Source organism: Pseudomonas sp. S5F11 (assembly GCF_019641515.1).
Classification (GTDB): domain Bacteria; phylum Pseudomonadota; class Gammaproteobacteria; order Pseudomonadales; family Pseudomonadaceae; genus Aquipseudomonas; species Aquipseudomonas rhodesiae.
On sequence record NZ_JAIFJZ010000001.1, the window covers coordinates 5773607 to 5796918 of the forward strand.

The following is a 23312-nucleotide window of genomic DNA, read 5'->3' on the forward strand; positions in this document are numbered from 1 at the left end:
GAAACTCACAGAACAGAACCTGCCTTACGATGAATATCAGAAGCGCTATCAGGAAATAATGGCCCAATAAGTCTACTTGGATATTTAGTCATGGCTCTCTCCAAACCTAGCCAGCAGCTACGCCGCGACCTGAAGGCGATCGCCTCAAACCTTGATGGGTAAGCTCTCAGAAAAACTCAGCGATGCTGACGCCATAGCCCTGATGGGACTGGTGGGTACGCTATATGAGAAAACTGACAGGCTGGTGAGTTATGCCGATGAGGTGAAGGCGGGGCAAATAAATCGAAACAAGCCCGAATAGACACCTGGTCGGGCGCGACAACCTAAATCGAACTACCGCGAGCTGAGCAAAGCTCGTATGCGCAAGGGAATGTAGTGATGAATGCCTTACGGATAGCCGCTCTAATAGCTGCGCCGCTTCTTTTCGCCGGCTGCTACAGCACGCCAAAAGAAAAAACTGAGTACGAAAAACAGATCGACGCATTACCGATGCCTGTGACGGAAGCTGAGCGTCTAGAGCAATGCCGTACCTTCAAGCTAGCCGCAGATCGCCAGCAGGCTGAGGATTTCGTGCAATACGCACTGCGGTCCAAGATGGGCGCCTCGGATTCGGAATATACCGAGACTCAAGTTCTTAGAAATCGCCTCAGAGCCATGAAGTGTCCTGGGTATGGCCGGTTTTCCTGATGCTGCTGCCCAGGATCAGCCAATGACTGAATGGCGAGAGCAGAGCTTATGGAGCAAGGTTGGGGTCTTGGCTGCGCTGGCCTTCCTAATGTTGATCCCCGGCTATTCCGACGCAGCTGGTCTTAGCTGGGGCTCATCAGGCCGCAAGCGGGTATTCAGCCCTGGTTTTGTTGTGCTCTGCGTTTTCGTGGCGGTGGTTGAGCTGATAGCGCTGAACCACTTTTATGGCGTGGGCGCATGAGGTGAAGGCGGGAAGGATCGTGCGGCGCGTGATGACCTGACAAGGATGAGTATGTAAGCGCAAAGAATTTTACCGCCCGTAGGGCATCTTTAGAGAATGAGGGGTGGCAAGGATGGCTCAACTTGAACTAATACCGAGACAGGTAGAGGGCGCGCTTATTCATCAGCGAGCACTTGATGGCTACGTTAATGCAACGGCAATGTGCAACGCATCAGGGAAAAACTTCTACGATTACTCGCGTTTAAAGGCGACTGGCGATTTTCTGAATGAGCTAACGAGGTCAACGGGAATTCCCGGTGACCGGCTGATTCACACAGTAACCAATGGGTCGAACGAAAACCGTGGCACTTGGGTCCATCCAGACGTAGCTATAAATTTAGGGCAATGGTGCTCGCCGAGATTCGCTGTTGCAGTGTCGCAGTGGGTTAGGGAGTGGTTGGGCGGTGGTGGCGCAAAGCCTCAAGGCAACGGCATTCCCTATCATCTCCGCAGATACATGGCTAACCGCAGCCAAGTCCCTTACACCCATTTCTCTATGCTCAATGAAATGGCATTGGTTTTGATAGGTCCAATGGAGGACACCGGTTACACGCTGCCAGACAACCTGCTGCCAGACATCTCAGAAGGTAAAATGTTTTGCAAATGGTTAAGGGATGTCAAAGGAATTGACACGGACGCACTGCCAAAGTACCGCCATGAGTTTGAAGATGGCCGCATCGTTTACCCCAAGCTGTATCCCAACGAAGTCCTTGCGGACTTTAGAAATCATTTTCACACCGTTTGGCTCCCGCAGAAATCCGTCGCGTATTTTTCAGGTAAAGACCTGAAGGCCATTCCGCACCTTGAGCGCCTACTTGCCCTGCCAGCACCGCGTTAGAGATCAAGCCCGGCCCAGCGCCGGGCTTCTTATCTCTGCCTACCGCTTCCCCGCCTGCTCATACACAGAGCTTCGCTCGCGTTTGCCGACAGCCAGCACCAGGATGACAATTCGCTCATCCTCAACGCGGTACACAAGTCGGTAGCCGGCGCCGCGCAATTTGATCTTGTAGCAGTCCTTCATGCCATGAAGCGCATCGCCTGGCACTCGCGGGCCGGACTGCCGCTCCTGGAGCTTTTTCAGAAACTGGAGGCGTATTGTTCCGTCGAGTTTACGCAACTCCTTCAGTGCCTTCGGATCCCACTCAACCTCGTACTCAGCGGCCATTGGCGATATCTGCCTCTGTCTCGCCAATCAGATCGTCCAGAGATACCCGAACAGGTGTTTCTTTAGCATCGAGCCGAGCCTTGACTAGTTGGACCAGCTCCAGTTCGTCCAGGCGCTCAACCATCGCCTCGTAGACGTTTGCTGGAACCATGTAGCCCATAACGCGGTTGTGGTTCAGCACAGCCACAGGCATGCCGTTGGCGCCGCTCAAGACGGAGGAGGGGTTCTTCTTGAGTTCAGATACGCTGACGGCCACATCAGCCAGAATATTTTGCATATATAAGACTCCTATATTGGTCTTTATTCTGGTCTTTTTAGACTGGCGTGGCAAGCTCAAACAGCGCAGTATCGAGTCAGAGGGGCTGTTCTATAGCGATGGATGTCATAGAGGATCCGGTGACAGGCCTTTTGGAAACTGATCGTACCCGTCAATTCTGATTGGCCGAAAAAACACTCTCATGAGCGACATCGATGCATCTTCGGCATGTGGAAAGCCTCTCTCGAGCTGCCCCCACATCTGCCTGGCCAAAGGTCTCAGTTCTAATCGGGCGCCGACTCGCGATGTATGCAGCCAAACCATGACTGCTGCTGCTTCTTGAAGGCGTCCTTCGGCCTGGAGGGTTTTGATCATCCCGCTGAGAGCTGAAGGGGTCTCAGGGTTAATTGTATAAGCCACGATCGGATCGCTCAGGAGAAAACCTGCATCCTCCAGTCGATTTCTAGTATCGGTGGTCAGCGCTACCACCACGCCTATTTCGGCGCTGTCCATCTGGCTCAGCTGAGCGGTGAACGACGAAATCTCGCTTTCTTGAATGCGGAGGTAGCGAGATAGCTTCCATTTTGTGAATAAACCCATTTTTTTCATCCCTGACGAGTGATGTTCGACGTTGATTGGCGAGGACCTACGCCTACACGTAGCTGGCCAAGAGTGTGTTCCCGAGATGCGCCCTTGGGCTATTACATTTTGCTAACGGGCTGGTTAGACTGAGTGCCATTGCTGGTTGGATAGACAGTGTCTGGCTTCGAGCTTGGTTTTCGATAAGGGAGGGGGCATTGATGCAAGAATACATTTCGCTGGATGTATCCTGCTCTAATATCAAAGGCCGAAATCCCTCTCTGCTTGTATCTATTGCAGAACGATTGTCTTCAATTGTTCAGCCTGATGCAGAGTTTAATCCCGAAACTATTTACATAAAAGGTACCAAAAACGCTGTTTTAAATATTCCGGTTACTTATTCTAAGTTGTCTGAATATTTTAGAAGTGCGACCGGTAGGTATGTACCAGTGTTGTTTGAAACTCCACAGGGGCCGATTGATTCAAATAAGGTCATGGTCAATCGGGAGTGGTTCGATCGGCAAGTGAGCGACGCTGAAAAGAAAGCTCGCTCGCTGGGTGGCGAGTTAATTCCAAATTATACAAGTGCGCCAAAAGGACAGGAGCGTCAGGCGCGAAGTCATCAACCCCCTGGTGGGCTAGCTCAGCTCGATAGTGACCCGGTAATCGTGCGCTCTCCCGAAGATCGGCTTGCTGTACTGGAGGCTGAAAACCGCCTTGCCGAGGCTGAGTCATTAATTGTCGAGCTCAAGGCTAAGGAGAAAGCTTCAGCCGATGATAGCCGAAATCTTTATAACGAGCTCCGAGCCAAGGATAGAAAAATTCAAGAAAAGGATGCGCAGATTGAGCGTTGAGCGCGGAGCTCGATGTGTTTTTGAATTGCTTCAACCCTGAAAATCCGCTTCACCCGAAAGGGCTGTACGAGGCTTTCCAGTGCTGGCAAGCGGTTACTGATAATGGAACTCGCGATCCGTCTGGTCCTGGGGGGAGAGGGGCTCAGAGTCTTGTTCTCGAATGGCTGAAATCTCGAGGGGAGCCTGATGTCGGTTCTATGAAGAAGTCTGGTTTGCGTATAAAGCGTCTGGCAGCCGTGATTGGCTGGCGCGGGAAGGGAAGCGGTGCAATCAGGTCAAAATAATAGGCTACCCATTCATGGGCCTTTATTTTTCTAGCTTTTGTCTTATCAGGCTGTCCGGCATTGCTGAATGGGTGACCTATTAGTGTAGGAAAGGTGCTGGCCTGTGTATAACTTTTGAATCAAGCTATACCTCGTTGATTAATCACGGGGCCAAAAATGCACTTCCATCACCAAAAGCTGGAGGGATTTTTCATTTTTCAAACGTTATCGCTTGTAGGCGCCATTATTACTGATGCCCTTCAGAAGGCTCTCGTACGCGCCAGGTATTTCGGCTTCAAGCTCTTCCACAAGCGACGGGTCCTGATCGAGCTTCATCTTCATGCCCATTATAACTATCAACTGAACCGCCTGATCGAAGGCTATTTTCTTGGTTTCAGCAAACTCTTCAATTTTGGAGATCATTTCGTCAGACAAACTGAGCGTAATTTCTTTTTTGCCGGGCGGCTTGAGGTCGTCCTTATGAACGTCAAGCGCCTCCGCCAGCTTCATCAGGACTTTGAGACGAGGTTGGGCCAAGTCCGATTCGTATCTGGATATCTGCGACCAAGAAATTCCCGCCTTAGAAGCAAGATCACGTTGAGTCATCGCTTTCTCTGCTCTGAGGCGAGCCAGGCGCTTTCCGAAGCTCTCGTTCATCTTTGTCAATTTATGGCTAATTCGTTGAAGTGAAATTACGCGGTGAGTGGCACGACGCAACAAAGACAACAAAAATGTTGACTAAAGCAACAAACGCAACAAACACAACAAACACAACAAGGTGCTTTATGTGACATCTCGATGGAGGAAGCAATGAAAACAGAAGAAACCAAGGTCGTTGGGATTCGACTAGAGATCCTGATGAGAAGTGCTCTAGCTGCTAAAGCCAAGGAAAATGACCGTAGCATGAGCAGGAAGATCGTCTATCGATTGAGGAAATCGTTGGAGCAGGAGGTGGACCGTGGGTAGGGGATCCATAAAAAAACCTCAGCGCCGGCCAGCGCTGAGGTTTGGATAACGTCAATCTTCTAGGAAAAACGTCATGAATAAGCATACCGAAGTAAACGAAAAACTCAATGCTGGCACCTTCAAGGGACCTGTGACCGTGGCGCTTTCGTTCGCGCGCTGCAACATTGAAGAGCAAGATTTGTATGGCGTCCGTCCAGGCGTTCCCGCTGTTGATGCTTTGAATCAGGCATCTTGCACTCTTCATAGCGTGAAAAAGGCTTTAGAAGACGCAGGTATGTCCGAGCTCATCGTCACCCCAAGCTAAGCACGGTTGTTACATATGGCAGTCGAGTCTGCTAAAGCTGCTATCGACTCCGTCGCCGAAGGCTTGGAGAAAACACGATGAATACGATATCGATTCAAGCAGAGAAGCGTTCTGAAGATGCGCCACGTTTTCCGCAAACGCAAAACGTGGCGCGGATGTCGTCTCGCCAAATTTCAGAACTGGTGGGTTCCCGTCACGACAAGGTGAAGCAGTCCATTGAAAGACTGGCTGAGCGTAGCGTCATCGTCCGCCCCCCAATGGGGGATGAACAGTTCAACGACGCACTGGGCCGTCCGCGCACAGAATCGGTTTATTATGTGAGCAAGCGCGACAGTTACGTCATCGTGGCCCAGCTTAGCCCTGAGTTTACGGCACGCCTGGTTGATCGCTGGCAGAAATTGGAAGAGCAAACGATCAAGCCAGCCTTCGACATTGCCAGCCTGAATGACCCCAAGGTGCTGCTCGCATTGTTGACTGACAACGTCCGCAAGGTCGTCGCCCTGGAAGCTGACAACACGGAGCTCTCGAAAGAGAACCACGAGCTGGAAGTGAAGGTGGAGCAGGACGCGCCAAAGGTGGCCTTTCACGACATGGTCGTTGTGTCGCATAAGACGTACAACGCCGCCCAGGCTGCAAAGCTCATTGGTACGGGCCGTACCAGATTACTGCATTTCATGCGGCAAAAGGGGTGGATCACTCGATCGAACGAACCGTATCAGGCGAAGATCGAGGCCGGTCTGCTGGATGTGAAGCTGGGCACCTTCGAGCATCCCATTCAGGGGACGATCCCGACATTCTCAACGTTGATTACCGGGAAGGGGCTGACGAAGTTAGAAGCTCTGTGGCGGGAGCGAGACGCTGATTTGTTAGCGCAGCAATAAGTAGAGCCCGGCCCAGTGCCGGGCTTTTCGTCAGAGCCTCAGTAATCCTCAATGGCGTGGCAGCGACTTGGCAGAGCGGCTACGCTTTTTAAATGTAAGCAACTTGCGTATACTTGTGCCTAATGAAAACAGTCTTCTTTGAAACGACAAGCTTCACCGCCACGGTAGGTGACTATCTGACTGACGATGAATATCGGCAGCTCCAGACGGAAATGCAGGCGAATCCTGAAGCCGGTGATGTAATGCCACGTACCGGTGGCTTCAGAAAGCTTCGCTGGCAGGACACTCGCCGCGGGAAGGGCAAGCGTGGTGGTCTTCGTGTGATTTATTACTGGCTGCTCAATGACGGCCAGTTCTGGATGTTTTCGATTTATGACAAGGATGAGATGGCGAACCTGACTGCTGCTCAGGAGAAGGCATTGAAGGCCGCTATAGATGCAGAGCTGAAAAAACGAGGTGGGAAATGAAAAAGAAGCGCGATCTGTTTGCTGAGCTGATGCAAGGCGTAAACGAGATGGGCGAGCACCGGCAGGGGAAGATCACACTTCGACAGTACGAAGTGGAGGCTCTTGCACCTCCAGAGGTGACGGCTGCTGAGATCGTTTCCATCCGTGAGAATCTTCACATGTCGCAGCCAGTGTTCGCCCGGCAAATCAGGACGAGCCCCGACACGCTGAAGAACTGGGAGCAATCGAAGTCCAAGCCAAATGCCCAGGCGGCGCTGCTGATTAAGTTGGTTCAGCGCTTCCCTGACATGGTTGAGCGACTCAACGCCGTTTGAATTGATGATTACCTTGAAGCCCGGCCAAGCGCCGGGCTTTCTGCATCTAGCTCAAGGCTTTTCAGCGTTGGCCTTCTCAAGCAGGGCAGCTATGCCCTCAAGCAGAACTAAGTCCGACTCCTTGAGTCTTCCCTTCGCCGCGGCCCTGGCGAGTTTCTCGATAACCGCAACTGCTCGCGGCGTGGCCTTGTCCTGAAGGGCCTGGTAAGCAGATGCCGCTTCTCGCACCACATCCTGACGAGTGTACTCACCCTCGATCAATGCCGGCCCGTGCCCGTTCGGGTTGACCAGCACACCAGGCGTGAGTCCGATTTTCTTCTCGAGGTTGAGCGCCGCCTTCTCGCCCAGAGAGCGGTGCCCATTGAGGATCTGTGACAAATACGAAGCGTCCAGATCGTGCTGGTCGGCGAAGTCTTTCTGGCTGAGTGGGCCGATTACACGCCGCAGCGCGTCGACCCGAAGAGTTTTGATATCCATAGGCGAATAGTGTCCCTGCATTAGCAAACAGTAAATTATAAAATGCTATTGCTATTGAGATTAGCAAAATGTAATCTGGGCTTCTTTCGTAGGCATACATGACGCTACTCGAACTCATCCGGTCCCTCGACACACCTTCGATGGAGTCGTTGGCCAAGCGCAGCGGCACCAGTGCCGGGAACCTTAAACAGATCGCCCATGGCTTTCGCCGGGCGGGCCCAGGCCTCGCCATCAATCTTGAGCGGGAGTCGAGCAGGGCGGTTACCTGTGAAGAGCTCCGGCCCGATGTCGACTGGGCCTATCTGCGCAATTCAGGCCAAGAGCCAAATCTTTAATCCCGATTAATAGAAGCCCTGATTGGGGGCGCATATCTTCGCCCTGAGCTGAACGTGCCAAGCGGCGCCCGAGCAAAGCACCTAGAGTACGCCGTTGAGCATCAAGCGATCATCTGTTCGCGGGCACCCGCTGTGACGTGGTTCGTCGAAGATATCCGCAACCAAATCCCAGGCTGCGTCGGGGAGTTCGTACCGTTTGGCCATCGTGGGCTCCTGCCTTTGATGGTTGGGGACTTTACTGAATCTCAACGGCTATGGAATTCAAATTGGTTTCTGGGGATTTCGTACAGAACCTAGAGCCCGTTTTCTCTGTATCGTGGGCGAAGAAACCGCCAGGCAGGCCCAGCAAGCGAAAAGACTGCAGTGTATTCGTTGAATACGCTTAGCCGCGACAATCGATATATGCTACGGCCAAGAGAGCTTATGGTTTCACTTGTTTCGCAGAGCGCAAGGGATGCAATGTCGAGGATCTACACCTATCTGAACTCAATCAGCTCTGGTCAGCCGATCAATTTTGAGGCTTTCGCTAAGGAATTGAAGAAGCATGGCAAGGGTGCTGGCTATCTGTTCGATACGTTTTCAGCGTCGAAAATTGGAAAGAGCAGCTATCAGGTGGCCGTCCTGCGTGAGGATCGCTTTGCGGAGCTGATTCGTGAACACGCTCTATCAGAATTTGCGGGTCGTATTGGTGCTGCTTTCGATGGAAATAGCCACGCAGCAGCAGTAAGCAGCTCGCTTTTGATAACACGAAGCGTGCTCCATCCTCATCCAAGCGTGGTTCTTCTGAGCAAGGATGGATGGGAAGCACCTAACACTCTCCAACCAGCGGCATTGCTGGTGGAAAATCTCGAGAACTTCCTAGCTCTCAAACAGACCGTCGACATCCTGGCCGACTGTGGCGTAGCTGAGCAAAGTGAAAATTTCGACGTCATCTTCAGCGCCGGTAATCAGATCACCAACAGGCTGAACATGCCATTCCTCAGCCAATATCAGAGGCTGTACTGCCTTTTTGATGTCGACTTAGGCGGGCTGATAATGTACCGAACCCTTCTCAAAGGGTTGCCAGACGGGCACCGGGTAGTGTTTGTGTACCCTGATGATATCGCTCACCGGTTAACCGCTTCCAAATACTCACTCAATCAGCAAACGAGACAAAATCTCCTTGAGTTTATTGGTCTATCCAAGGAAACCAATGAGCTGATCGGACTTATGCGAGACAGCCGAAAAGCGCTAGAGCAGGAAACCTATTTGATGTCGACAACGACAAGGGACTGATGATGTTGAGCGACTCATACGCGTTTCAGGACGTATACAAATTCCACAGGCTGATTTTTGTTAACAGTGCTGCCTATGCCTACACTGTAATCCGCGTGGACAAGCACACCGCTTTGTGTGGCCAGAACAACCTCGGAAAGACCTCGATGTTGAATGCATTGAAGCTTTTTTTGCTGCCACACGAGAACTTCAAGAGCTGCTCCAAGAAATTCGCCTTCAAGGGGCCGGCCGGGACCTACTACTCGACTGAGGCTAGCTTCAGCTACTACTTCCCGGAAAATCACTCCTTTATCATCCTCGAAGCGGAGAACATGCACGGCCCGTTCTGCCTGGTCCTGCACCGTGGGAATCGACCATTCTCATACGGCCGAATGGCAGTACCTTGCATATATACCGATATCCAGCACTTGTTTTGGGACCTTGAATCGCCCATCAATGGGGGCATGGGAGCACCAATAGACGGCATCTCACTTTCTGGTGTGCTTTCGGATCTCCGAGCTCGGGGCGGGGAGGCAATGAACGACGGTGCTGTCATTCGCCAGCGGCTCTTCGGTCAACAGGCTCTTAATCGTGAGGAGGGCCGATTCTGCTTGCTGCCTCTTAGGAATGGCGGTACAGCACGCGAGATCGACGCGTGGAAGATGCTAATCCACCTGGCCTTCGACATTGGGGCGAAGGACAACCGCACTCTGCCAGATACTATCGCCACGATCATCGAAGGGGATAAGGACCGGAAGAATGCAGAGCTGAGTGTCAGCCTGAGCGAGATCCTCGATGACTATGAGAACCTGAAAAAAGAAGGCGATCGCCTGGCGGACATAGAAAGCGCGCGGAGGTCTTGGGAGAGCTTTGATAGCCAGTTCCAACTGTTTGAGACGAAATCCGAACTGATCGTTCAGAGTATCGTCGATGTTGAGCATGCCTTGGCTGATAGGCAGTCCAGCATTCTTGATGATGTTAAGGCAGCATCCGAGAGATATCAGGCTCTTGATGTGGCTCACTCAGCTAAGAGACAGCACCACGGTCTGGTCAAGGCTGAGTATCTGAAGCTGGCTGGAGCACTGAGTCTCCGGCATAAGGATTTGGACGGTGTCCAAAAGCAGCTATTTAAGGTCAGCGAGATTCTTCGGCGTTACCCTGGCACAACAGAGCATGAGGTCCGCGAGCTCTTATCCGATCTCTCCGCAGAGTTGACCGCAGAGATCGAGACCCTGACAAACAAGGTTCAGAGCGCTGAGCAACTAGCCCAGGCGATCAGGAATAAGAACAGTCTTTCCCATCAGCGCGACCAACTCCGAAAAATTCTTGATGAACATGTGGAAACTGTTCTCGAGCAGGTCGATCGTCACAGTGCGTCGGTGCTGAGTAGCTTGAACTCGACGCTGTTCACCAAGCTAACTCCTCGACTCAACTCTGACCAGAAGCAAGCCATCAAAGAGTTTGGCTGCCTATTCCAGGAGCGAGGTTCTTTCATCAGCTTCCTGAGTCAGGAGACCTCATTTGGTTTCATGTCTTTCGATCCGACCAGAGCAAGGAAGCAGCACGAGCAAGACCTGATTAAACTGGATGACGATATCAAGGACTGTGATGATCTTATTCAGCGCCTAAACGATGACAGCAAGTTGACTGCTGAGCAGGCCATGGATAAAGCCAAGAAGCTGACCCGCGAGCGGATTGAAACTGATGAAGAGGTTCAACTACTCAGTCGGCATGGCTACATGCGCGAGCAGCAGAAAGCATTGGAACTTGAGGTGGGGGAACAGACGGTAGAGTTGGCCAAGCTACATGAGAGTGTGGCGGATGCCGCCAGTGAGCTGGAGGACCTAGCGGTACAGGTTGAGCGCGCAAAAGACGTGCTCGCCAGGGTCCGGAAGGAAAACGAAGATCTGCGCAATTACCTTGAGCAGATCCGGAACGTAGCTGAGATCACTTTAGGATTCCTTTCGATCCGCGAAATGAAGCTGAAAGCTCGCGATACTTTCTTTCACCCTAGCCAGATCAAGGAGATTTCCCAGTTCGCTTCTGAGGTAGCCAAGAGCAGAGAAGCTCTGCAAGTGGCCTTGGATGAACTGCTGAAACGTAACTTGCTGGGCGAAGAGGGCAGAGACTTTGGCTACCATGCTTTCCATGACTTGAGTCGGATGCGTAGCTGTCGGAGAGCTTTCGCGGCGATGTTTGGCACCTTGGAAGGTGAGCAGCAGACCTACCAGGCCAAGGTCACCGCGCATAACTCGAATACCTCTATTCAAATCGACGAAATCAAACACGCCAGAAGGATGATCAAGGAGTTCGAGAAAGAGGTAGATGACCAGCTCTCGGAATTCATCGTGTCTGACCTCGAGGCGATCGAGATTTACTGCGTATTAAATCCCCATTTCGAAGAACTGTTGGTCGATATTGATTCCATAAACCTCATGACAACCGGGCTCCACGAGAAGCGCTTGTATGAACGGTTACGAGCTTTCTGTACCGAGTTCTTTGTTAACGGTGGCCGTCGGGGGACCACACTGGATATGAGCCTACTGATTGATCGGGTTGGATATCGGTACCGCAAGCGTGGGCATGACAAGTACACCGAAGAGGATCAATCCAACGGTACTACGGCAATGATTAACTGCCGCCTGCTATCGATCCTTCTGCGTAGGCTGCTGATTGCAAATACACAGATCTGTTTGCCATTGGTAATGGATGAGCTGTCGAATCTGAGCCACTTGAATCTGAAGGCTGCGCGTGGCATCGCTGAGTCAGAAGGGTTCGTGCTGTTCGGGGCAACGCCGGAGCCCACGTCTACTATCGCGAAAGTAATCGAAAACTACATCGACCTTTCGCATTTTCTCGCCACCGACAGGGCTTACAGCCACTTACGTCGAGTGATCTACACAGGTGAAAGCGAGTCGCTGAGAACAAAGAAAGATCCCGCCGATGCTGTTGCGGAGATCACTGCCGGATGATCGTTGCAGCAGACAAAACGGTCATGCTCATGATCGAGCATAAGCACATTTTTCTTGATCTTATCGACATCATGGATGAAGGCTCGGCTGGCGAAGAAGTGTCAACTCGTCTCTACGAGTCAAAAGTGATGAAGCTGCTTGATTCGCTGGGAGACAGTAAGTCCGATCGGCAAAAAATTGAAGCGGCCTTCGACGTGCGTAACCTCGTCCGGGCAAGCTTGATATTGCACCATGACACCAAGCGAGGAGTCATTGCCTTCGCCCCGTTTTTGATCGAGTTATTTCGTCACTTTGATAGATCGCGTCTTCGGCAGCTGAGTAGCGCCGAGCTTGAGGCGCTGTGCGATAGCTTCAATGATAGTCTTGAAAAGCTTCGCGATTTGACAGTGATTGAGCAGGGTAACGACACGTTCGAGGATGAGCTTAAGCTACTTCGGGAACGCATCCGCTACGCTCAAGGGAAGATCAAGGAGAACGTGGACAGTCTTCAGGGGCAGACTCTTCGCCTGGCGGAGATCGTCGAAGTGATGAGCCTTGAGAACCTCGACGAGGTGAAGCAGGCTCGCGGTGCTTTGCAGGCGATCACCCGAATCTACGGTAGGCATGTTCTCCCCACATTGCAGTTCCTCAACGAGAGGGAACCTCTGAAGAAAGGCCTACCGGCACTCACTGCCTTGCTGCGGATATCCGAGATGTTCCGCGATGCCAAGTTGCCAAAATTGGGTCAGCAGGTTCTCTATGCAGTGGCATCCATTCGCTCCTATCGCTACGACGTGGAGGTCATCAGCAAGTCTCTGCAGCGCTACGTGCATCAGAATGAACTTCAGCGTCGTGAGTACGACCAGGTTGAGAGTGTTTTCAACGATCTACTGGTTGCCTGTCGGGAGCTCCATGACGGGAAACTAAGGGGCAATCTCATCCCTAAAGATCATGAGGTACTGGAGCGTTTCTCTACCTTCAAAGGCATGAAGAGGCAGAGAGCCGATAGCAAGATTGAATGGCACAACGTAGACCATTGGCTTCACCTTCAGGAGCATCTGCGGAGTAGCCTGGATTCACTCAAAAATACCCGAGTAACAACAACGTCTGTTGAGCCGGTTGGAGAGGACGTGCTCAAAGCTAGGCGTGCTTCAGACGTGCGCCGAAAACTAATTGGAAGGCTGATAGATGAGTGGCCTGTTCAGGTCGGGCCTGACGCCCATGCGTCGCTTCACGCACATCTGGCCCAGCAGATCAGCGACTACGAAATTGCTGACCTAGTGGAAGGCGTGTCTTGGCTAAAGCACCGAGAGGACATTGTGCTAACCCCTCGATTTCAGTTAGGGGTGATTGAGGACGACAGGCAGAAGTTGACCTATTACAAATTGAGGATCGAGGAGCAGGGTAGTGAGACAACAGCTTAGCCAAGCCATCTACAAAGAGTTGATGTCGGGGAAGGTGATCAACAAAGACACCTACGAGAATGGTGAAATAAAACCCAACCCGCTCTTCGAAGAGATGCTCAATAACTACGATCAGAGCTACAAGCCCTTGTACTTGAACATCGGGTTTGAGTTGGTGATGCGGAATGGCTTTATCTACATCCGTTCAGTCGAGCGCGATGAGGAGTACAGCGAGGTGGTCAGGAAAATACAGGTTCTGCTGTTGATCCTTGCTCGCGGACTGCATGAACAGGGCTACCAGCTAGATATTCTGCGCGACGGGGAAGCTGGTGTGTCTGATGGGATTATGGAGGAGATCGGGAAGGGAGAAGACAAACAAGATGTCATGTCTGCCAGCAACATGAAAGGGGAGGCTCTTACATCTGCAGTTAGGAAAAATCTCGAGCAGCGTGGGATCGCCTACAGGAATGCAAAAGGCAACCTGGTACTGACTCATGCTGGATTAGCGTTCTTTGACGACGTATTTAAGTACAGTAATGCTGAACCAGGTGCAGTTATGGTGGCTTGAGTTTCCGGCTTTATCAGTTGGTAGATGGTTTCTTTACCCTCCATCACATCCTCGACATAGATACCACCAATGCCTGGAGATGCTCAGAATTCAGCTCCATTAGGCCGTCATGCCGATTACTCGGCCAGGAAAACCTCCTCTGATGCAGACGCCGTGCCGCCAACCAAACGCCCAGTCCGTCGTGCACCAACACCTTCATGCGATTGCCTCGGCGGTTGGCAAAGAGATAAGCACTGAATCGTCCCCGGTTTAGTAGACGCTTTGAGTGCCTGCTTTTGGCTCATTGCCAGCGGCTGAGTCGCCGATACTTTTTAAGACGTGCGACTGGCAACTGCTGGCCGACTTTTGCCGGTCATGATGGGCAGAAATTGAGCCAAATAGCGCGCTCGGCGATGTAATACGAAACTATGATTACTCAGTACCGAAAATGCCGACTTATGAAGTCGGTAGCAATCGGGATGCGGCTTCTTTCCGCTTAGTAGTCGGCAGGGATCAAGGGGGATATGTCGACTAGCTCAGTCGGATCGCCCTCGATCAATAAGGCCCGCCAAGGCTGACGCTTTCAGGCCCAACTGAACATCTGAGTGAGGTCGGCGAAAAAGCTGATGGCTTGCCGGTGAGCGCCGCGGTTGACCACGGCGCGGATCAGCGCCCGAACATCGTGTTCGGAAACATCGTTCACCGCGCTCTTGCCGAGTGCTGGCAAAAGGTTCTTGTTAAAGCGTCGTTGCAACTCGGCATTGCCGTCTTCGCGCGACGCCATCCAGCAGCCAGGCCTTGGCCAGATCTTGGACGATCAGCGTTTGCACCTTCGACGTGTTTACTTGTTCGGCCTCGACGTTGGCCGCGGTATAGGCCTGTGCCTTGGCCGTTTTCTTGTGTTCGTTGGGATTGATCTGCTCATCGATGAGCGCCTTGGCCTGGTTACGCGCCTTGCGGATGTCTGTCAGGGATTTGCGCGGCCAGGATCCGCAGGAGTACTCTTTGTCCTGGTCGCCCCAGCGATACCGATAGAAACAGCTGACCTACACACCGTCCTTACGCATTGAGATTCGACCGGCCAGATTGCCATCCTCCCGCAGGATTCGACCGACATCGTTGGCGGTCAGCGACTCGAGTTCTTTTATGGTGATTTTGGCCATGAAATCGGTTCCCCCTACTTTTCCCCCCACAAAAACGTCTGCTCTTGATGGACGTTACTGGACTTTTGTGTAGCAGAGCTCCGCTGAAACTCAAGTAAATACTAGCTTTGAATATTCCAGAGTGAAATTTTGAAAGCTTTCAAGAAGTATGAAAAAGGAGATGGGGTGCTAGGGGTCGAGTGTTCGAATCACTCCGTCCCGACCATATCTTTCAATGACTTAGCCCAATCTACCCAGGTTGGGCTTTTTCATGCCCAAAAAATATCCCACGACTCCCACCCGTGCTCACACCCATGCGCTACGCAACGGCAATGGAAGCCAATCAAAGCGTCCCCTGTACCCTGTACAACCCTGATCGGCTAGCCGGCGTACTCGACTGAAACGGCAGGTGTCTCCACTGCTTGGTGTGGCTTGATACATCGCGTCGGCTGCTTTAGCGAGATGCGCTCCGACGGTGCTGTCGTTGTGGAGGCAGAGCAGTAGGTTGGCTCATAAACTGCTGACGGCGGCTTTGAGATCCGCTGCTGACGCGAAGGCTGTTAGGCGAAGAAAAAATATTGGCGATGAGGCATGTTCACCGCGGATTTTCCGCCTGATCCTTTTCATAGCGCGCATAGCCATCGACAAAAAATAGGGGTGGAGCCTGTCCCTTTTTTTCACCTCGCCTGTCATTCCAGGCAAGTGAACATAATCGAGAGCTTCCCCAATGCCCGTCGTCCGCCCCTTGCGCTTGCGCCCGTTGCTGAAACTGAGTTTGCTGCTGAGCCTGAGTACCAGCCCGTTGTTCGTCCCCGTCAGTTATGCCGAAGACAGCGCGCCGCGCCGCAGCTACCAGGTGCCGGCCGGCAGCCTGAGCGCGGCGTTGACCCGGTTTGCCGGGCTGGCGGGGGTTAATTTGTCGGTGGACCCGGCGTTGGTCAGCGGGCGCAGCAGCCAAGGCCTGACCGGCGAGTATGGTGTGGAAGAGGGCTTTGCGCGCCTGCTGCAAGGCTCCGGCCTGCAACTGCAACCCATGGGCGAGCAGGCCTACATGCTGGTGCCCCAGCCGGACGGCAGCAGCCTTGAACTGGCGCCCACCTCCATCCTCGGCACCACCGGCCTGTATGACGGCGACAGCTATGCCGGCGGCCAGGTGGCGCGACGTGGCTCCCAGGGCTTGCTGGGCACCCGCGACTTTATGGAGACGCCCTTCAGCATCACCACCTACACCCAGGACACCGTAAAAAATCAGCAGGCGCGCACCTTGGGCGACCTCATCGCCAACGACCCCTCGGTACGCGCCACCAACCCGGCCGGTGGGCGCTATGAGCAATTCACCATCCGTGGCTTCAGCCTGTTCAACAGCGATGTGGCTTACAACGGTCTGTACGGCGTACTGCCGACCTACAGCATCGATATGGAAATGGCCGACCGCGTTGACATCCTCAAGGGGCCGACCCAGTTGATCAACGGCATCTCGCCGCGAGGCAGTGTGGGCGGCGGTATCAACGTGGTGCCCAAGCGCGCCACCGACAAGGACATCACCTCATTCACCGGCACCTGGGCCTCCGACAGCCAGGCCGGCGGCGCGGTGGATGTGGGCCGGCGCTTTGGCGAGGATAACCAGTTCGGCCTGCGCTTCAACGGCGTGAAGCAGTCCGGTGATACCGAGTGGGATCACCAAAGCGTCGACCGTGAAATGGCCGTGCTCGGTCTGGACTTCCGTGGTGAGCGCCTGCGCCTCTCCACCGATATCGGCCACACCGAACGCGACACCGACGCGCCCCAGGAGCGCGTGCAAGTCGCCGCCGCCGCGCCGGTGCCCCGGGCCAGCGATGTGCGCCGCAACTATGCGCAATCCTGGAGCAAGGCACGCACCAACGACACGTTCGGCACGTTCAACGGCGAGTTCGATCTGAGCGATAACGTGATGCTCTATGGCGGCGTCGGCGTGCGCAAAAGCAGCCACGACTTCCTGCGCCACGCGGTGTCCGTCACCAACGCGGCCGGTGCGTTCAAAGTGCAGCCTCGGGACTTCACCCGCGATGAAAATGTACGCACCGCCACCGCTGGCGTGCGCAACTGGTTCCACACCGGGCCGGTGAGCCACGAGGTCAACCTGGCGGCCAGCTACTTCTATATGGATTTCACCAACGGCGGCGCGCGCTATGCAGAGGCATCGAGCAACCTGTACGACCCGGTGCAAACGCCGACACCTTCGACGCCTACGCGCCAGGACGCCAAGGTCTACACCGAAAACAAGTTCAGCGGCCTGGCGTTGTCCGACACCCTGGGCTTTTTCGACGATCGCCTGTTGCTCACCCTCGGTGCCCGCTGGCAGCGGGTCCAGGTCGACGACTGGAGCAATGGCGTCAAAGGCGACACCGCCTACGACGAAGAAAAAATCTCGCCTTCGGGCGGTCTGTTGTTCAAAGCCACCGACAAACTGTCGCTGTATGCCAACTACATGGAAGGCCTGAGCCAGGGCAAGATCGCGCCATCCACCTCGGTCAACGAAGATCAAATCTTCGCGCCGTTCATCAGCCGCCAAGTGGAAGTGGGCGCCAAGTACGACGCCGGTGCCTTTGCGGTGACCGCCGCCGTGTTTCGCATCAAGCAGCCGGCCTACGAGACCAACGCCACCACCCGCGTGTTCGGTCCCAATGGCAAGCGCCAGAACGACGGGGTGGAGCTGAGTGTGTTCGGCGAGCCGCTCAAGGGCGTTCGCCTGCTGGGCGGCGTGATGTATATCGACAGCGAACTGAAAAACACCACTAACGGCACCTTCGACGGCAACCGTGCGCCGGCCACGCCCAAGTACAACGTCAACCTCGGTGCCGAATGGGACGTACCGACCCTCGAAGGCCTGACCCTGACTACCCGCGGCATCCACTCCAGTTCCCAGTACCTGGACCAGTCCAACGTCAAGGAAATCGACGCCTGGAACCGAATCGACGTCGGCGCCCGTTACGCATTCAAGGTGGACGACAAACACATCACCCTGCGCGCCAACGTGGAGAACGTCGCCGACAAACGCTACTGGAGCTCGGCAGGCGCTTCGGACGACAGCGAGCCGGGGCTGACCCTGTCTACACCGCGGACGTATCTGCTGTCGGCTACCGTCGACTTTTAACGCCCGGCGCGGGCTGCAACGGGTTGGCAAAAGGGGGGGAGCGCGGTCGGACTGCCTGACCGAGCGCTCATCCCCAGCGTGTTACTGGCACTGTTCTGCTCACAATCGGTGCCATCGGTGAGCCATTTGGTAGCACACCTCCACACACGGCAGCCCTTGTTAACCGACGGGGCGTGCCGCTGTTTCCTGCAAAATCAGTCTCTTAAACATTGCCTAGTGCATCTGGCACATATCCTGCTGTGTTTGTATCCGTGGATAATTGGATACAAAAATACAAAAGGTGACGCTGATGCAATTTGCTCCCGCTTACGTTGACCGTCAGCCGCTGACCGCCGAGGAGGAGGCTTACAACTTCCTGCTCGACGCCATCTGCGGCGGTCGCTTGCGCAAGGGCGATCGCCTGATCGCCGAAGACATCGCCAGCGAGATCGGCATGAGCCGTATGCCGGTGCGCGAAGCGTTTCGCCGTCTGGATGCCCAAGGGCTGGTGACTTTGCGTCCCAACCGTGGCGCGGTTGTCAGTGGCCTGGACATTGATGAGTTGCACGAAGTCTTCGAGATGCGCAGCGCCCTGGAAGGGCTGGCGGTACGCGTGGCGGTAGGCCGCATCGGCGAGCGTCAGTTGGCGGCGCTGGAGCGTCTGCTGGATGAAATGGATGACTACCGCTATGAGAGCGCCGAGTGGGTCAGCCGACACCGCGCCTTCCACGAATACCTGTGCAGCCTCAGCGGCAGGCCGCGTTTGATGAAGCAGATTTCGGCGTTGTATTCCCTGGTCGAAGCGCCGATGCGGCTGTGGCTGCAGCACGGCGAAAAACCTCTAAGCGCGCGTCAGGAGCACTCGGTGATCCTGGAGGCGATTCGTGCCGGCGATGCCGCGCGCGCCGAGGCCGTGGTGCGTGAGCACATCGAAGGCACCGTGCCGGCCCTGATCCAATTCCTGCAAACAGAACAATAAGATCCACTGTGTTTTGACGTTGAGTCCTGCCCCGTTTTTCCACGAACTGGAGTGTCTGGTCATGCATAAACACCGCGCCTTGCTGGTGGCTGTCTCCCTCGGTCTGTGCACGCAATGGGCCGTTGCCGCGCCCCAGGTGCCGGAGCGATTGCGCAACGTCGATAAACTCACTTATTGCTCCGGCATGGATTCACCGCCCCTGGTCTCCTTCGATGAGTCTCAGAAACCCCGGGGGCTTACAGTGGACCTGGGCTTGGAAATCGCCAAGCGCCTGGGCGACAAGCAGGTGCAGTGGAAGGTGATTCCGTTCTCGGGGCTGGTGCCGGCGTTACTGGCCCAGCAATGCGACATGATCGTTGATCAGCTGTTCGACAAGCCCGAGCGGCGGCAAGTGATCGACATCGTCAACTACATGTATTCCAGCCAAGCGGTGGTGGTGCCCAAGGGCAATCCCAAGGGCATCAAGACGCTGGACGATTTGTCCGCGCACAAAGTTGCTGTGCTCAACGGCTCCACCATCAAAACCCTGCTGGACACGCAGAACGACAGCCTGACCAAGGCCGGCAAGCCGCCGATGAAACTGGTGGTGTACAACACCGACACCGACGCCTTTCAGGCCCTGCGCATCAGCCAGGTGGACGCCTACGGCACCACCGTGGAAACCGCCGGTTATTACGCGGCGATGGCCCCGGACCTGTTTCAGGAGGGCGTGCCTGCGTTCAGCCGCATCCTCACCGGCCTGGGCATGCGCAAGGATGACCCACAACTGACGGCCGCCGTGCAGCAGGTGATCAGCGATATGCGCAGCGATGGCAGCTATGTGCAGTTACTGAACAAGTGGCATGTCAGCAGCGACACACTCGACTGAGGTCCGCCGCGATGAACTTCAATTGGGATGTGTTCTGGCAGTACCTATTGCAGCCCAGCGGGGTGTACCTCACCGGGCTGTGGCTGACCTGCCTGATCAGTGTGCTGGCCATGGCGCTGGGGTGTGTGCTGGGCCTGGCGGCGGCGTTGTTGCGGCTGTCCGGCAACCCGTTGCTGCACCTGCCGGTACGCTTTTATGTGTGGCTGATGCGCGGCACGCCGTTACTGGTGCAGATCGTGTTTCTGTACACCGCATTGGCGGCGGGCGGGATTTTCCGCTTCGAGGACATCGAGCTGTTCGGCTTGATCGTCCCCGGCAATATCCAGGCGGCGATCATTGCCCTGGGCCTGAACGAAGGCGCGTACATGGCCGAAATCATCCGCGCCGGTATCGGTGCGGTAGACAAGGGCCAATACGAAGCCGGACGTTCCCTGGGCATGGGCTTCGCCAAGTTGATGCGGCGCATTGTGCTGCCCCAGGCGTTTCGCGTGATCGTGCCGCCCCTGGGCAATGAGTTCAACGTGATGCTCAAGAACACCACCTTGGTCAGCGTGATCGGCGTGCAGGAGCTGCTGCTCAGCACTCAGATGATCACCTCGGCGACGTTCCGCGTGTTCGAGTTGTACTTGGTGGTCGCGTTGTACTTCCTTACGCTGACCACGCTGTGGGGCTTTTTCCAGCGCTGGCTTGAAGTGCGCTTCAGCCAGTCCGACCGGCCGTCTGCACCGCCGCCGGCAGCCAGCCGCATGTTCGGTCGCAGTACCCTGAAACTGCTGAGGGGACGTTAACCATGGCGCATCAAAGTGAAGAACTGATCATTGAGGCGCTGGATATCCACAAATCGTTCGGCGCGCTGCAGATCCTCAAAGGCATCTCCCTGCAAGTGCGGCGCGGCGAAGTGGTGGTGCTGATCGGCGCCTCCGGTTCCGGCAAGACCACGTTTATCCGCTGTATCAACCTGCTGGAGGACATCCAGGGCGGGCGCATCCGTGTCAATGGCCGCGCCATGGGCTACCGCGAACGCAGCGACGGCAGCCTGGTGCGCGATTCGGAGCGCAACATCGCCCGTCAGCGCCGCGACATCGGCATGGTGTTCCAGCGGTTCAACCTGTTCCCCCATATGACCGCGCTGGAAAATATCATCGAGGCGCCGATCCAGGTGCTCGGCACCCCGCGTGCCGAAGCGTTGGAACAGGCGCGCGGTTTGCTTGCGCGGGTGGGCCTGGCGGACAAGGCCAGCCACTACCCGTCGATGCTCTCCGGGGGCCAGCAGCAACGGGTAGCGATTGCCCGCGCGCTGGCAATGAAACCCCAGGCCATGCTGTTCGACGAACCCACCAGCGCCCTTGACCCGGAAACCGTCGGCGAAGTGCTGCAAGTGATGAAGGAACTGGCCGAGGAGGGCATGACCATGGTGGTGGTGACCCATGAAATGGGCTTTGCCCGTGAGGTGGCTGATCGCGTGGTGGTGCTCGATCAGGGCGAACTGATTGAGCAAGGGCCACCGGAACAGATCTTCAGCCATCCCAGCCACCCGCGTACCCGAGCGTTTCTCAGTCGCGTGCTCTGAACGCACGCCAACCCCCCGTATTCAAGAGCCTTTGCCATGTTGAATTTCTCTGCCCATGAGTACCCCTATCCGTCGCAGCGTCAAAGTGTGTTCGCCCATCGCGGCATGGTAGCCGCGTCCCAGCCCCTGGCCGCTCAGGCCGGTATTGAAGTCATGCAGCAGGGCGGCAATGCCATCGATGCCGCCATCGCCACGGCGGCGGCGCTCACCGTAGTTGAACCCACCGGCTGCGGCCTGGGGGGTGATGCGTTTGCGCTGGTCTGGTGCAAAGGCCAACTGCACGGTCTGAACGGCAACGGCCATGCGCCGGCAGCGTTGAGTATCGAGGCGGTCAAGGCAGCCGGCTACGAGCGTATGCCGCTGTACGGTTGGACGCCGGTGACGGTGCCTGGCTGCCCGTCGGCTTGGGCGGAGCTGTCGCAACGCTTCGGCAAGTTGCCCTTCGCTGCGCTGCTGCAACCGGCCATCCGCTTGGCACGGGATGGTTTTCCAGTGTCGCCGGTGGTTGCCCATCAATGGCAACTGGCCGTAAACGAATTCAGCCCCCATCGCGACCCGGTGCTCGATGCCTGGTTCGACACTTTCCTCATCGATGGGCGCGCGCCCAAAACCGGCGAGATATTCCGCAATCCGGCCCAGGCCCGCACGTTGGAGGAACTGGCCGTCACGCGCTGCGAAAGCCTGTATCGCGGCGCCCTGGCCGAGCGCCTGGACGCGCATGCCCGCGCCACTGGCGGTTACCTGCGCGCCAGCGATCTCAAGGATTACCGCGCCCAATGGGTGGAGCCGATCCACATTAACTATCGCGGCGTCGACGTCTGGGAGATCCCCCCCAGCGGCCAGGGACTGGTCGCGCTGATGGCGCTGAAAATCCTCGAAGGTTTCCACTTCGATCACCGCGACAGCCCACAGACCTGGCATCGTCAGCTTGAAGCCATGAAGCTGGCCTACAGCGACGGCCTGCATTACATCACCGACCCGCTGCACATGCGCATGGCGGTGGACGACCTGCTCAGCGACCGCTACAGCAGCCGTCGCCGCGCGCAGATCGGCGAGCAGGCGCAACCGCCCAAACCAGGCGACCCGCACGCCAGCGGCACGGTGTACCTGGCCACCGCCGACGCCGAAGGCAACATGGTCTCGTTCATCCAGAGCAACTACCACGGCTTCGGCTCCGGCGTGGTACTGCCCGACAGCGGCATCGCCCTGCAGAACCGTGGCCAGGAGTTCAGCCTCGACGCCACCCACGCCAACCGCCTGGCTCCCGGCAAGAAAACCTTCCACACCATCATCCCTGGCTTCCTCACCCAGAACGGCCACGCCCTCGGCCCATTCGGCGTGATGGGCGGTTACATGCAGCCCCAGGGGCACGTGCAGATGGTGATGAATCTGGTGGACTTCGGCCTCAACCCCCAGGCCGCGCTGGATGCACCGCGCTGGCAATGGTTGGGCGATATGAATGTCGGCGTCGAGCACGGCGCTTCTCGCGAGTTGGCCAATGCCCTGGCGCGGCGCGGTCACCAGGTGCAGATCGCCAGCGACCTCACAGATTACGGGCGCGGGCAGATCATCCTGCGCGACCCACACAGCGGGGTGTTATGCGGCGGCACCGAGCCGCGGGCGGATGGGCATATCGCGGTGTGGTAAAACGCACCATT

25 protein-coding genes and 3 pseudogenes are annotated in these 23312 nt (G+C 55.6%); 20 read left to right on the forward strand and 8 right to left on the reverse strand.

Annotated features, from left to right (window positions below; all coding sequences use genetic code 11):
- The first annotated feature begins 378 nt into the window (after positions 1-378).
- The 3 genes from K1567_RS26250 to K1567_RS26260 all read left to right on the forward strand — a co-directional run bounded on the left by K1567_RS26250 (position 379) and on the right by K1567_RS26260 (position 1805).
- On the forward strand, positions 379-687 hold the full coding sequence (locus tag K1567_RS26250) for a hypothetical protein (protein WP_034114377.1): 309 nt from the start codon (positions 379-381) through the stop codon (positions 685-687).
- Positions 688-709: 22 nt separating this feature from the next.
- Complete coding sequence (locus K1567_RS26255; RefSeq protein ID WP_034099062.1) at positions 710-928, forward strand: hypothetical protein; 219 nt, start codon at positions 710-712, stop codon at positions 926-928.
- A 112-nt stretch (positions 929-1040) separates the two neighbouring features.
- On the forward strand, positions 1041-1805 hold the full coding sequence (locus tag K1567_RS26260) for a KilA-N domain-containing protein (protein ID WP_034099060.1): 765 nt from the start codon (positions 1041-1043) through the stop codon (positions 1803-1805).
- Positions 1806-1844: 39 nt separating this feature from the next.
- Here the strand turns inward: K1567_RS26260 and K1567_RS26265 are convergent, their stop codons facing one another.
- From K1567_RS26265 to K1567_RS26275, 3 genes are all read right to left on the reverse strand, one after another.
- On the reverse strand, positions 1845-2132 hold the full coding sequence (locus K1567_RS26265; protein WP_034099058.1) for a type II toxin-antitoxin system RelE/ParE family toxin: 288 nt from the start codon (positions 2130-2132) through the stop codon (positions 1845-1847).
- On the reverse strand, positions 2122-2409 hold the full coding sequence (locus tag K1567_RS26270) for a type II toxin-antitoxin system Phd/YefM family antitoxin (RefSeq protein ID WP_034099056.1): 288 nt from the start codon (positions 2407-2409) through the stop codon (positions 2122-2124). The genes K1567_RS26265 and K1567_RS26270 overlap by 11 nt, the downstream gene beginning before the upstream one ends.
- Before the next feature lie 105 nt (positions 2410-2514).
- Positions 2515-2988 carry a hypothetical protein gene (locus K1567_RS26275; RefSeq protein WP_034114380.1) on the reverse strand — a complete coding sequence of 158 codons (474 nt, stop codon included), beginning with the start codon at positions 2986-2988 and terminating at the stop codon, positions 2515-2517.
- Between the two features lie 200 nt (positions 2989-3188).
- Here K1567_RS26275 and K1567_RS26280 point away from each other — a divergent pair, with 200 nt between their 5' ends.
- A complete protein-coding gene (locus K1567_RS26280) occupies positions 3189-3821 on the forward strand; it encodes a hypothetical protein (RefSeq protein ID WP_220698989.1) in 633 nt (210 codons plus the stop codon).
- A 488-nt stretch (positions 3822-4309) separates the two neighbouring features.
- Here K1567_RS26280 and K1567_RS26285 read toward each other — a convergent pair whose 3' ends face one another.
- The gene (locus K1567_RS26285) at positions 4310-4741 is read right to left on the reverse strand and encodes a helix-turn-helix domain-containing protein (RefSeq protein WP_052202228.1); all 432 of its coding nucleotides are present in this window, start codon (positions 4739-4741) and stop codon (positions 4310-4312) included.
- Positions 4742-4894: 153 nt separating this feature from the next.
- Between K1567_RS26285 and K1567_RS26290 the strand changes: the two genes are divergently transcribed.
- From K1567_RS26290 to K1567_RS26310, 5 genes are all read left to right on the forward strand, one after another.
- Entirely contained in the window at positions 4895-5050 is a 156-nt protein-coding gene (locus K1567_RS26290) for an Arc family DNA-binding protein (protein WP_143506426.1), read from the forward strand.
- A 73-nt stretch (positions 5051-5123) separates the two neighbouring features.
- Positions 5124-5354, forward strand: coding sequence for a DUF3077 domain-containing protein (locus tag K1567_RS26295; RefSeq protein WP_236238667.1), 231 nt, complete (start codon positions 5124-5126; stop codon positions 5352-5354).
- Positions 5355-5431: 77 nt separating this feature from the next.
- Positions 5432-6235, forward strand: a complete 804-nt coding sequence (locus K1567_RS26300; RefSeq protein ID WP_220698990.1) for a phage antirepressor KilAC domain-containing protein — start codon at positions 5432-5434, stop codon at positions 6233-6235.
- A gap of 122 nt (positions 6236-6357) precedes the next feature.
- Positions 6358-6702, forward strand: coding sequence for a toxin (locus K1567_RS26305; RefSeq protein ID WP_034099048.1), 345 nt, complete (start codon positions 6358-6360; stop codon positions 6700-6702).
- Complete coding sequence (locus tag K1567_RS26310) at positions 6699-7016, forward strand: DNA-binding transcriptional regulator (protein ID WP_034099046.1); 318 nt, start codon at positions 6699-6701, stop codon at positions 7014-7016. The genes K1567_RS26305 and K1567_RS26310 overlap by 4 nt, the downstream gene beginning before the upstream one ends.
- A gap of 51 nt (positions 7017-7067) precedes the next feature.
- On the opposite strand, the gene K1567_RS26315 is transcribed toward K1567_RS26310, so the two are convergent.
- A complete protein-coding gene (locus K1567_RS26315) occupies positions 7068-7493 on the reverse strand; it encodes a helix-turn-helix domain-containing protein (protein ID WP_005789662.1) in 426 nt (141 codons plus the stop codon).
- Between the two features lie 98 nt (positions 7494-7591).
- Between K1567_RS26315 and K1567_RS26320 the strand changes: the two genes are divergently transcribed.
- Complete coding sequence (locus tag K1567_RS26320; protein ID WP_034099043.1) at positions 7592-7828, forward strand: YdaS family helix-turn-helix protein; 237 nt, start codon at positions 7592-7594, stop codon at positions 7826-7828.
- Between the two features lie 84 nt (positions 7829-7912).
- Here K1567_RS26320 and K1567_RS27700 read toward each other — a convergent pair.
- A pseudogene (locus tag K1567_RS27700) lies at positions 7913-8032 on the reverse strand (IS5/IS1182 family transposase); the annotation flags it as partial.
- A gap of 219 nt (positions 8033-8251) precedes the next feature.
- Between K1567_RS27700 and K1567_RS26325 the strand changes: the two are divergent.
- The 4 genes from K1567_RS26325 to K1567_RS26340 are packed head-to-tail and all read left to right on the forward strand — an operon-like array spanning position 8252 to position 14004.
- Entirely contained in the window at positions 8252-9103 is an 852-nt protein-coding gene (locus K1567_RS26325) for a hypothetical protein (RefSeq protein ID WP_034099041.1), read from the forward strand.
- A gap of 5 nt (positions 9104-9108) precedes the next feature.
- Positions 9109-12054 (forward strand): hypothetical protein, encoded by a 2946-nt coding sequence (locus tag K1567_RS26330; RefSeq protein ID WP_220698991.1) that lies wholly within the window; start codon positions 9109-9111, stop codon positions 12052-12054.
- The gene (locus K1567_RS26335; RefSeq protein ID WP_220698992.1) at positions 12051-13457 is read left to right on the forward strand and encodes a hypothetical protein; all 1407 of its coding nucleotides are present in this window, start codon (positions 12051-12053) and stop codon (positions 13455-13457) included. Before K1567_RS26330 ends, K1567_RS26335 begins: the two co-directional genes overlap by 4 nt.
- Positions 13441-14004: a condensin complex protein MksE gene (locus tag K1567_RS26340; protein ID WP_034099035.1), complete on the forward strand. Its 564-nt coding sequence runs from the start codon at positions 13441-13443 to the stop codon at positions 14002-14004. Before K1567_RS26335 ends, K1567_RS26340 begins: the two co-directional genes overlap by 17 nt.
- Before the next feature lie 43 nt (positions 14005-14047).
- Here the strand turns inward: K1567_RS26340 and tnpB are convergent.
- Both tnpB and K1567_RS26350 read right to left on the reverse strand, forming a co-directional pair.
- Positions 14048-14227: pseudogene (gene tnpB / locus K1567_RS28100) on the reverse strand (IS66 family insertion sequence element accessory protein TnpB); the annotation flags it as partial.
- Between the two features lie 255 nt (positions 14228-14482).
- Positions 14483-15146: pseudogene (locus K1567_RS26350) on the reverse strand (integrase arm-type DNA-binding domain-containing protein); the annotation flags it as partial.
- 706 nt (positions 15147-15852) lie between these two features.
- Here K1567_RS26350 and K1567_RS26355 point away from each other — a divergent pair.
- The 6 genes from K1567_RS26355 to K1567_RS26380 all read left to right on the forward strand — a co-directional run bounded on the left by K1567_RS26355 (position 15853) and on the right by K1567_RS26380 (position 23301).
- The gene (locus K1567_RS26355; RefSeq protein WP_220698993.1) at positions 15853-18258 is read left to right on the forward strand and encodes a TonB-dependent receptor; all 2406 of its coding nucleotides are present in this window, start codon (positions 15853-15855) and stop codon (positions 18256-18258) included.
- Between the two features lie 289 nt (positions 18259-18547).
- Entirely contained in the window at positions 18548-19216 is a 669-nt protein-coding gene (locus K1567_RS26360) for a GntR family transcriptional regulator (protein WP_220698994.1), read from the forward strand.
- Positions 19217-19277: 61 nt separating this feature from the next.
- Positions 19278-20084: an ABC transporter substrate-binding protein gene (locus K1567_RS26365; RefSeq protein ID WP_034099022.1), complete on the forward strand. Its 807-nt coding sequence runs from the start codon at positions 19278-19280 to the stop codon at positions 20082-20084.
- Positions 20085-20095: 11 nt separating this feature from the next.
- Positions 20096-20872: an amino acid ABC transporter permease gene (locus tag K1567_RS26370; RefSeq protein ID WP_034099019.1), complete on the forward strand. Its 777-nt coding sequence runs from the start codon at positions 20096-20098 to the stop codon at positions 20870-20872.
- A gap of 2 nt (positions 20873-20874) precedes the next feature.
- Complete coding sequence (locus tag K1567_RS26375; RefSeq protein ID WP_034099017.1) at positions 20875-21654, forward strand: amino acid ABC transporter ATP-binding protein; 780 nt, start codon at positions 20875-20877, stop codon at positions 21652-21654.
- A 36-nt stretch (positions 21655-21690) separates the two neighbouring features.
- Complete coding sequence (locus tag K1567_RS26380; RefSeq protein WP_220698995.1) at positions 21691-23301, forward strand: gamma-glutamyltransferase family protein; 1611 nt, start codon at positions 21691-21693, stop codon at positions 23299-23301.
- Positions 23302-23312: the final 11 nt, after the last annotated feature.

Coding starts and splice junctions, on each gene's coding strand:
- K1567_RS26250 (WP_034114377.1), top strand. CDS start 379: ATGAATGCCTTACGGATAGCCGCTCTAATAGCTGCGCCGCTTCTTTTC.
- K1567_RS26255 (WP_034099062.1), top strand. CDS start 710: ATGACTGAATGGCGAGAGCAGAGCTTATGGAGCAAGGTTGGGGTCTTG.
- K1567_RS26260 (WP_034099060.1), top strand. CDS start 1,041: ATGGCTCAACTTGAACTAATACCGAGACAGGTAGAGGGCGCGCTTATT.
- K1567_RS26265 (WP_034099058.1), bottom strand. CDS start 2,132: ATGGCCGCTGAGTACGAGGTTGAGTGGGATCCGAAGGCACTGAAGGAG.
- K1567_RS26270 (WP_034099056.1), bottom strand. CDS start 2,409: ATGCAAAATATTCTGGCTGATGTGGCCGTCAGCGTATCTGAACTCAAG.
- K1567_RS26275 (WP_034114380.1), bottom strand. CDS start 2,988: ATGGGTTTATTCACAAAATGGAAGCTATCTCGCTACCTCCGCATTCAA.
- K1567_RS26280 (WP_220698989.1), top strand. CDS start 3,189: ATGCAAGAATACATTTCGCTGGATGTATCCTGCTCTAATATCAAAGGC.
- K1567_RS26285 (WP_052202228.1), bottom strand. CDS start 4,741: ATGAACGAGAGCTTCGGAAAGCGCCTGGCTCGCCTCAGAGCAGAGAAA.
- K1567_RS26290 (WP_143506426.1), top strand. CDS start 4,895: ATGAAAACAGAAGAAACCAAGGTCGTTGGGATTCGACTAGAGATCCTG.
- K1567_RS26295 (WP_236238667.1), top strand. CDS start 5,124: ATGAATAAGCATACCGAAGTAAACGAAAAACTCAATGCTGGCACCTTC.
- K1567_RS26300 (WP_220698990.1), top strand. CDS start 5,432: ATGAATACGATATCGATTCAAGCAGAGAAGCGTTCTGAAGATGCGCCA.
- K1567_RS26305 (WP_034099048.1), top strand. CDS start 6,358: ATGAAAACAGTCTTCTTTGAAACGACAAGCTTCACCGCCACGGTAGGT.
- K1567_RS26310 (WP_034099046.1), top strand. CDS start 6,699: ATGAAAAAGAAGCGCGATCTGTTTGCTGAGCTGATGCAAGGCGTAAAC.
- K1567_RS26315 (WP_005789662.1), bottom strand. CDS start 7,493: ATGGATATCAAAACTCTTCGGGTCGACGCGCTGCGGCGTGTAATCGGC.
- K1567_RS26320 (WP_034099043.1), top strand. CDS start 7,592: ATGACGCTACTCGAACTCATCCGGTCCCTCGACACACCTTCGATGGAG.
- K1567_RS26325 (WP_034099041.1), top strand. CDS start 8,252: ATGGTTTCACTTGTTTCGCAGAGCGCAAGGGATGCAATGTCGAGGATC.
- K1567_RS26335 (WP_220698992.1), top strand. CDS start 12,051: ATGATCGTTGCAGCAGACAAAACGGTCATGCTCATGATCGAGCATAAG.
- K1567_RS26355 (WP_220698993.1), top strand. CDS start 15,853: ATGCCCGTCGTCCGCCCCTTGCGCTTGCGCCCGTTGCTGAAACTGAGT.
- K1567_RS26360 (WP_220698994.1), top strand. CDS start 18,548: ATGCAATTTGCTCCCGCTTACGTTGACCGTCAGCCGCTGACCGCCGAG.
- K1567_RS26365 (WP_034099022.1), top strand. CDS start 19,278: ATGCATAAACACCGCGCCTTGCTGGTGGCTGTCTCCCTCGGTCTGTGC.
- K1567_RS26370 (WP_034099019.1), top strand. CDS start 20,096: ATGAACTTCAATTGGGATGTGTTCTGGCAGTACCTATTGCAGCCCAGC.
- K1567_RS26375 (WP_034099017.1), top strand. CDS start 20,875: ATGGCGCATCAAAGTGAAGAACTGATCATTGAGGCGCTGGATATCCAC.
- K1567_RS26380 (WP_220698995.1), top strand. CDS start 21,691: ATGTTGAATTTCTCTGCCCATGAGTACCCCTATCCGTCGCAGCGTCAA.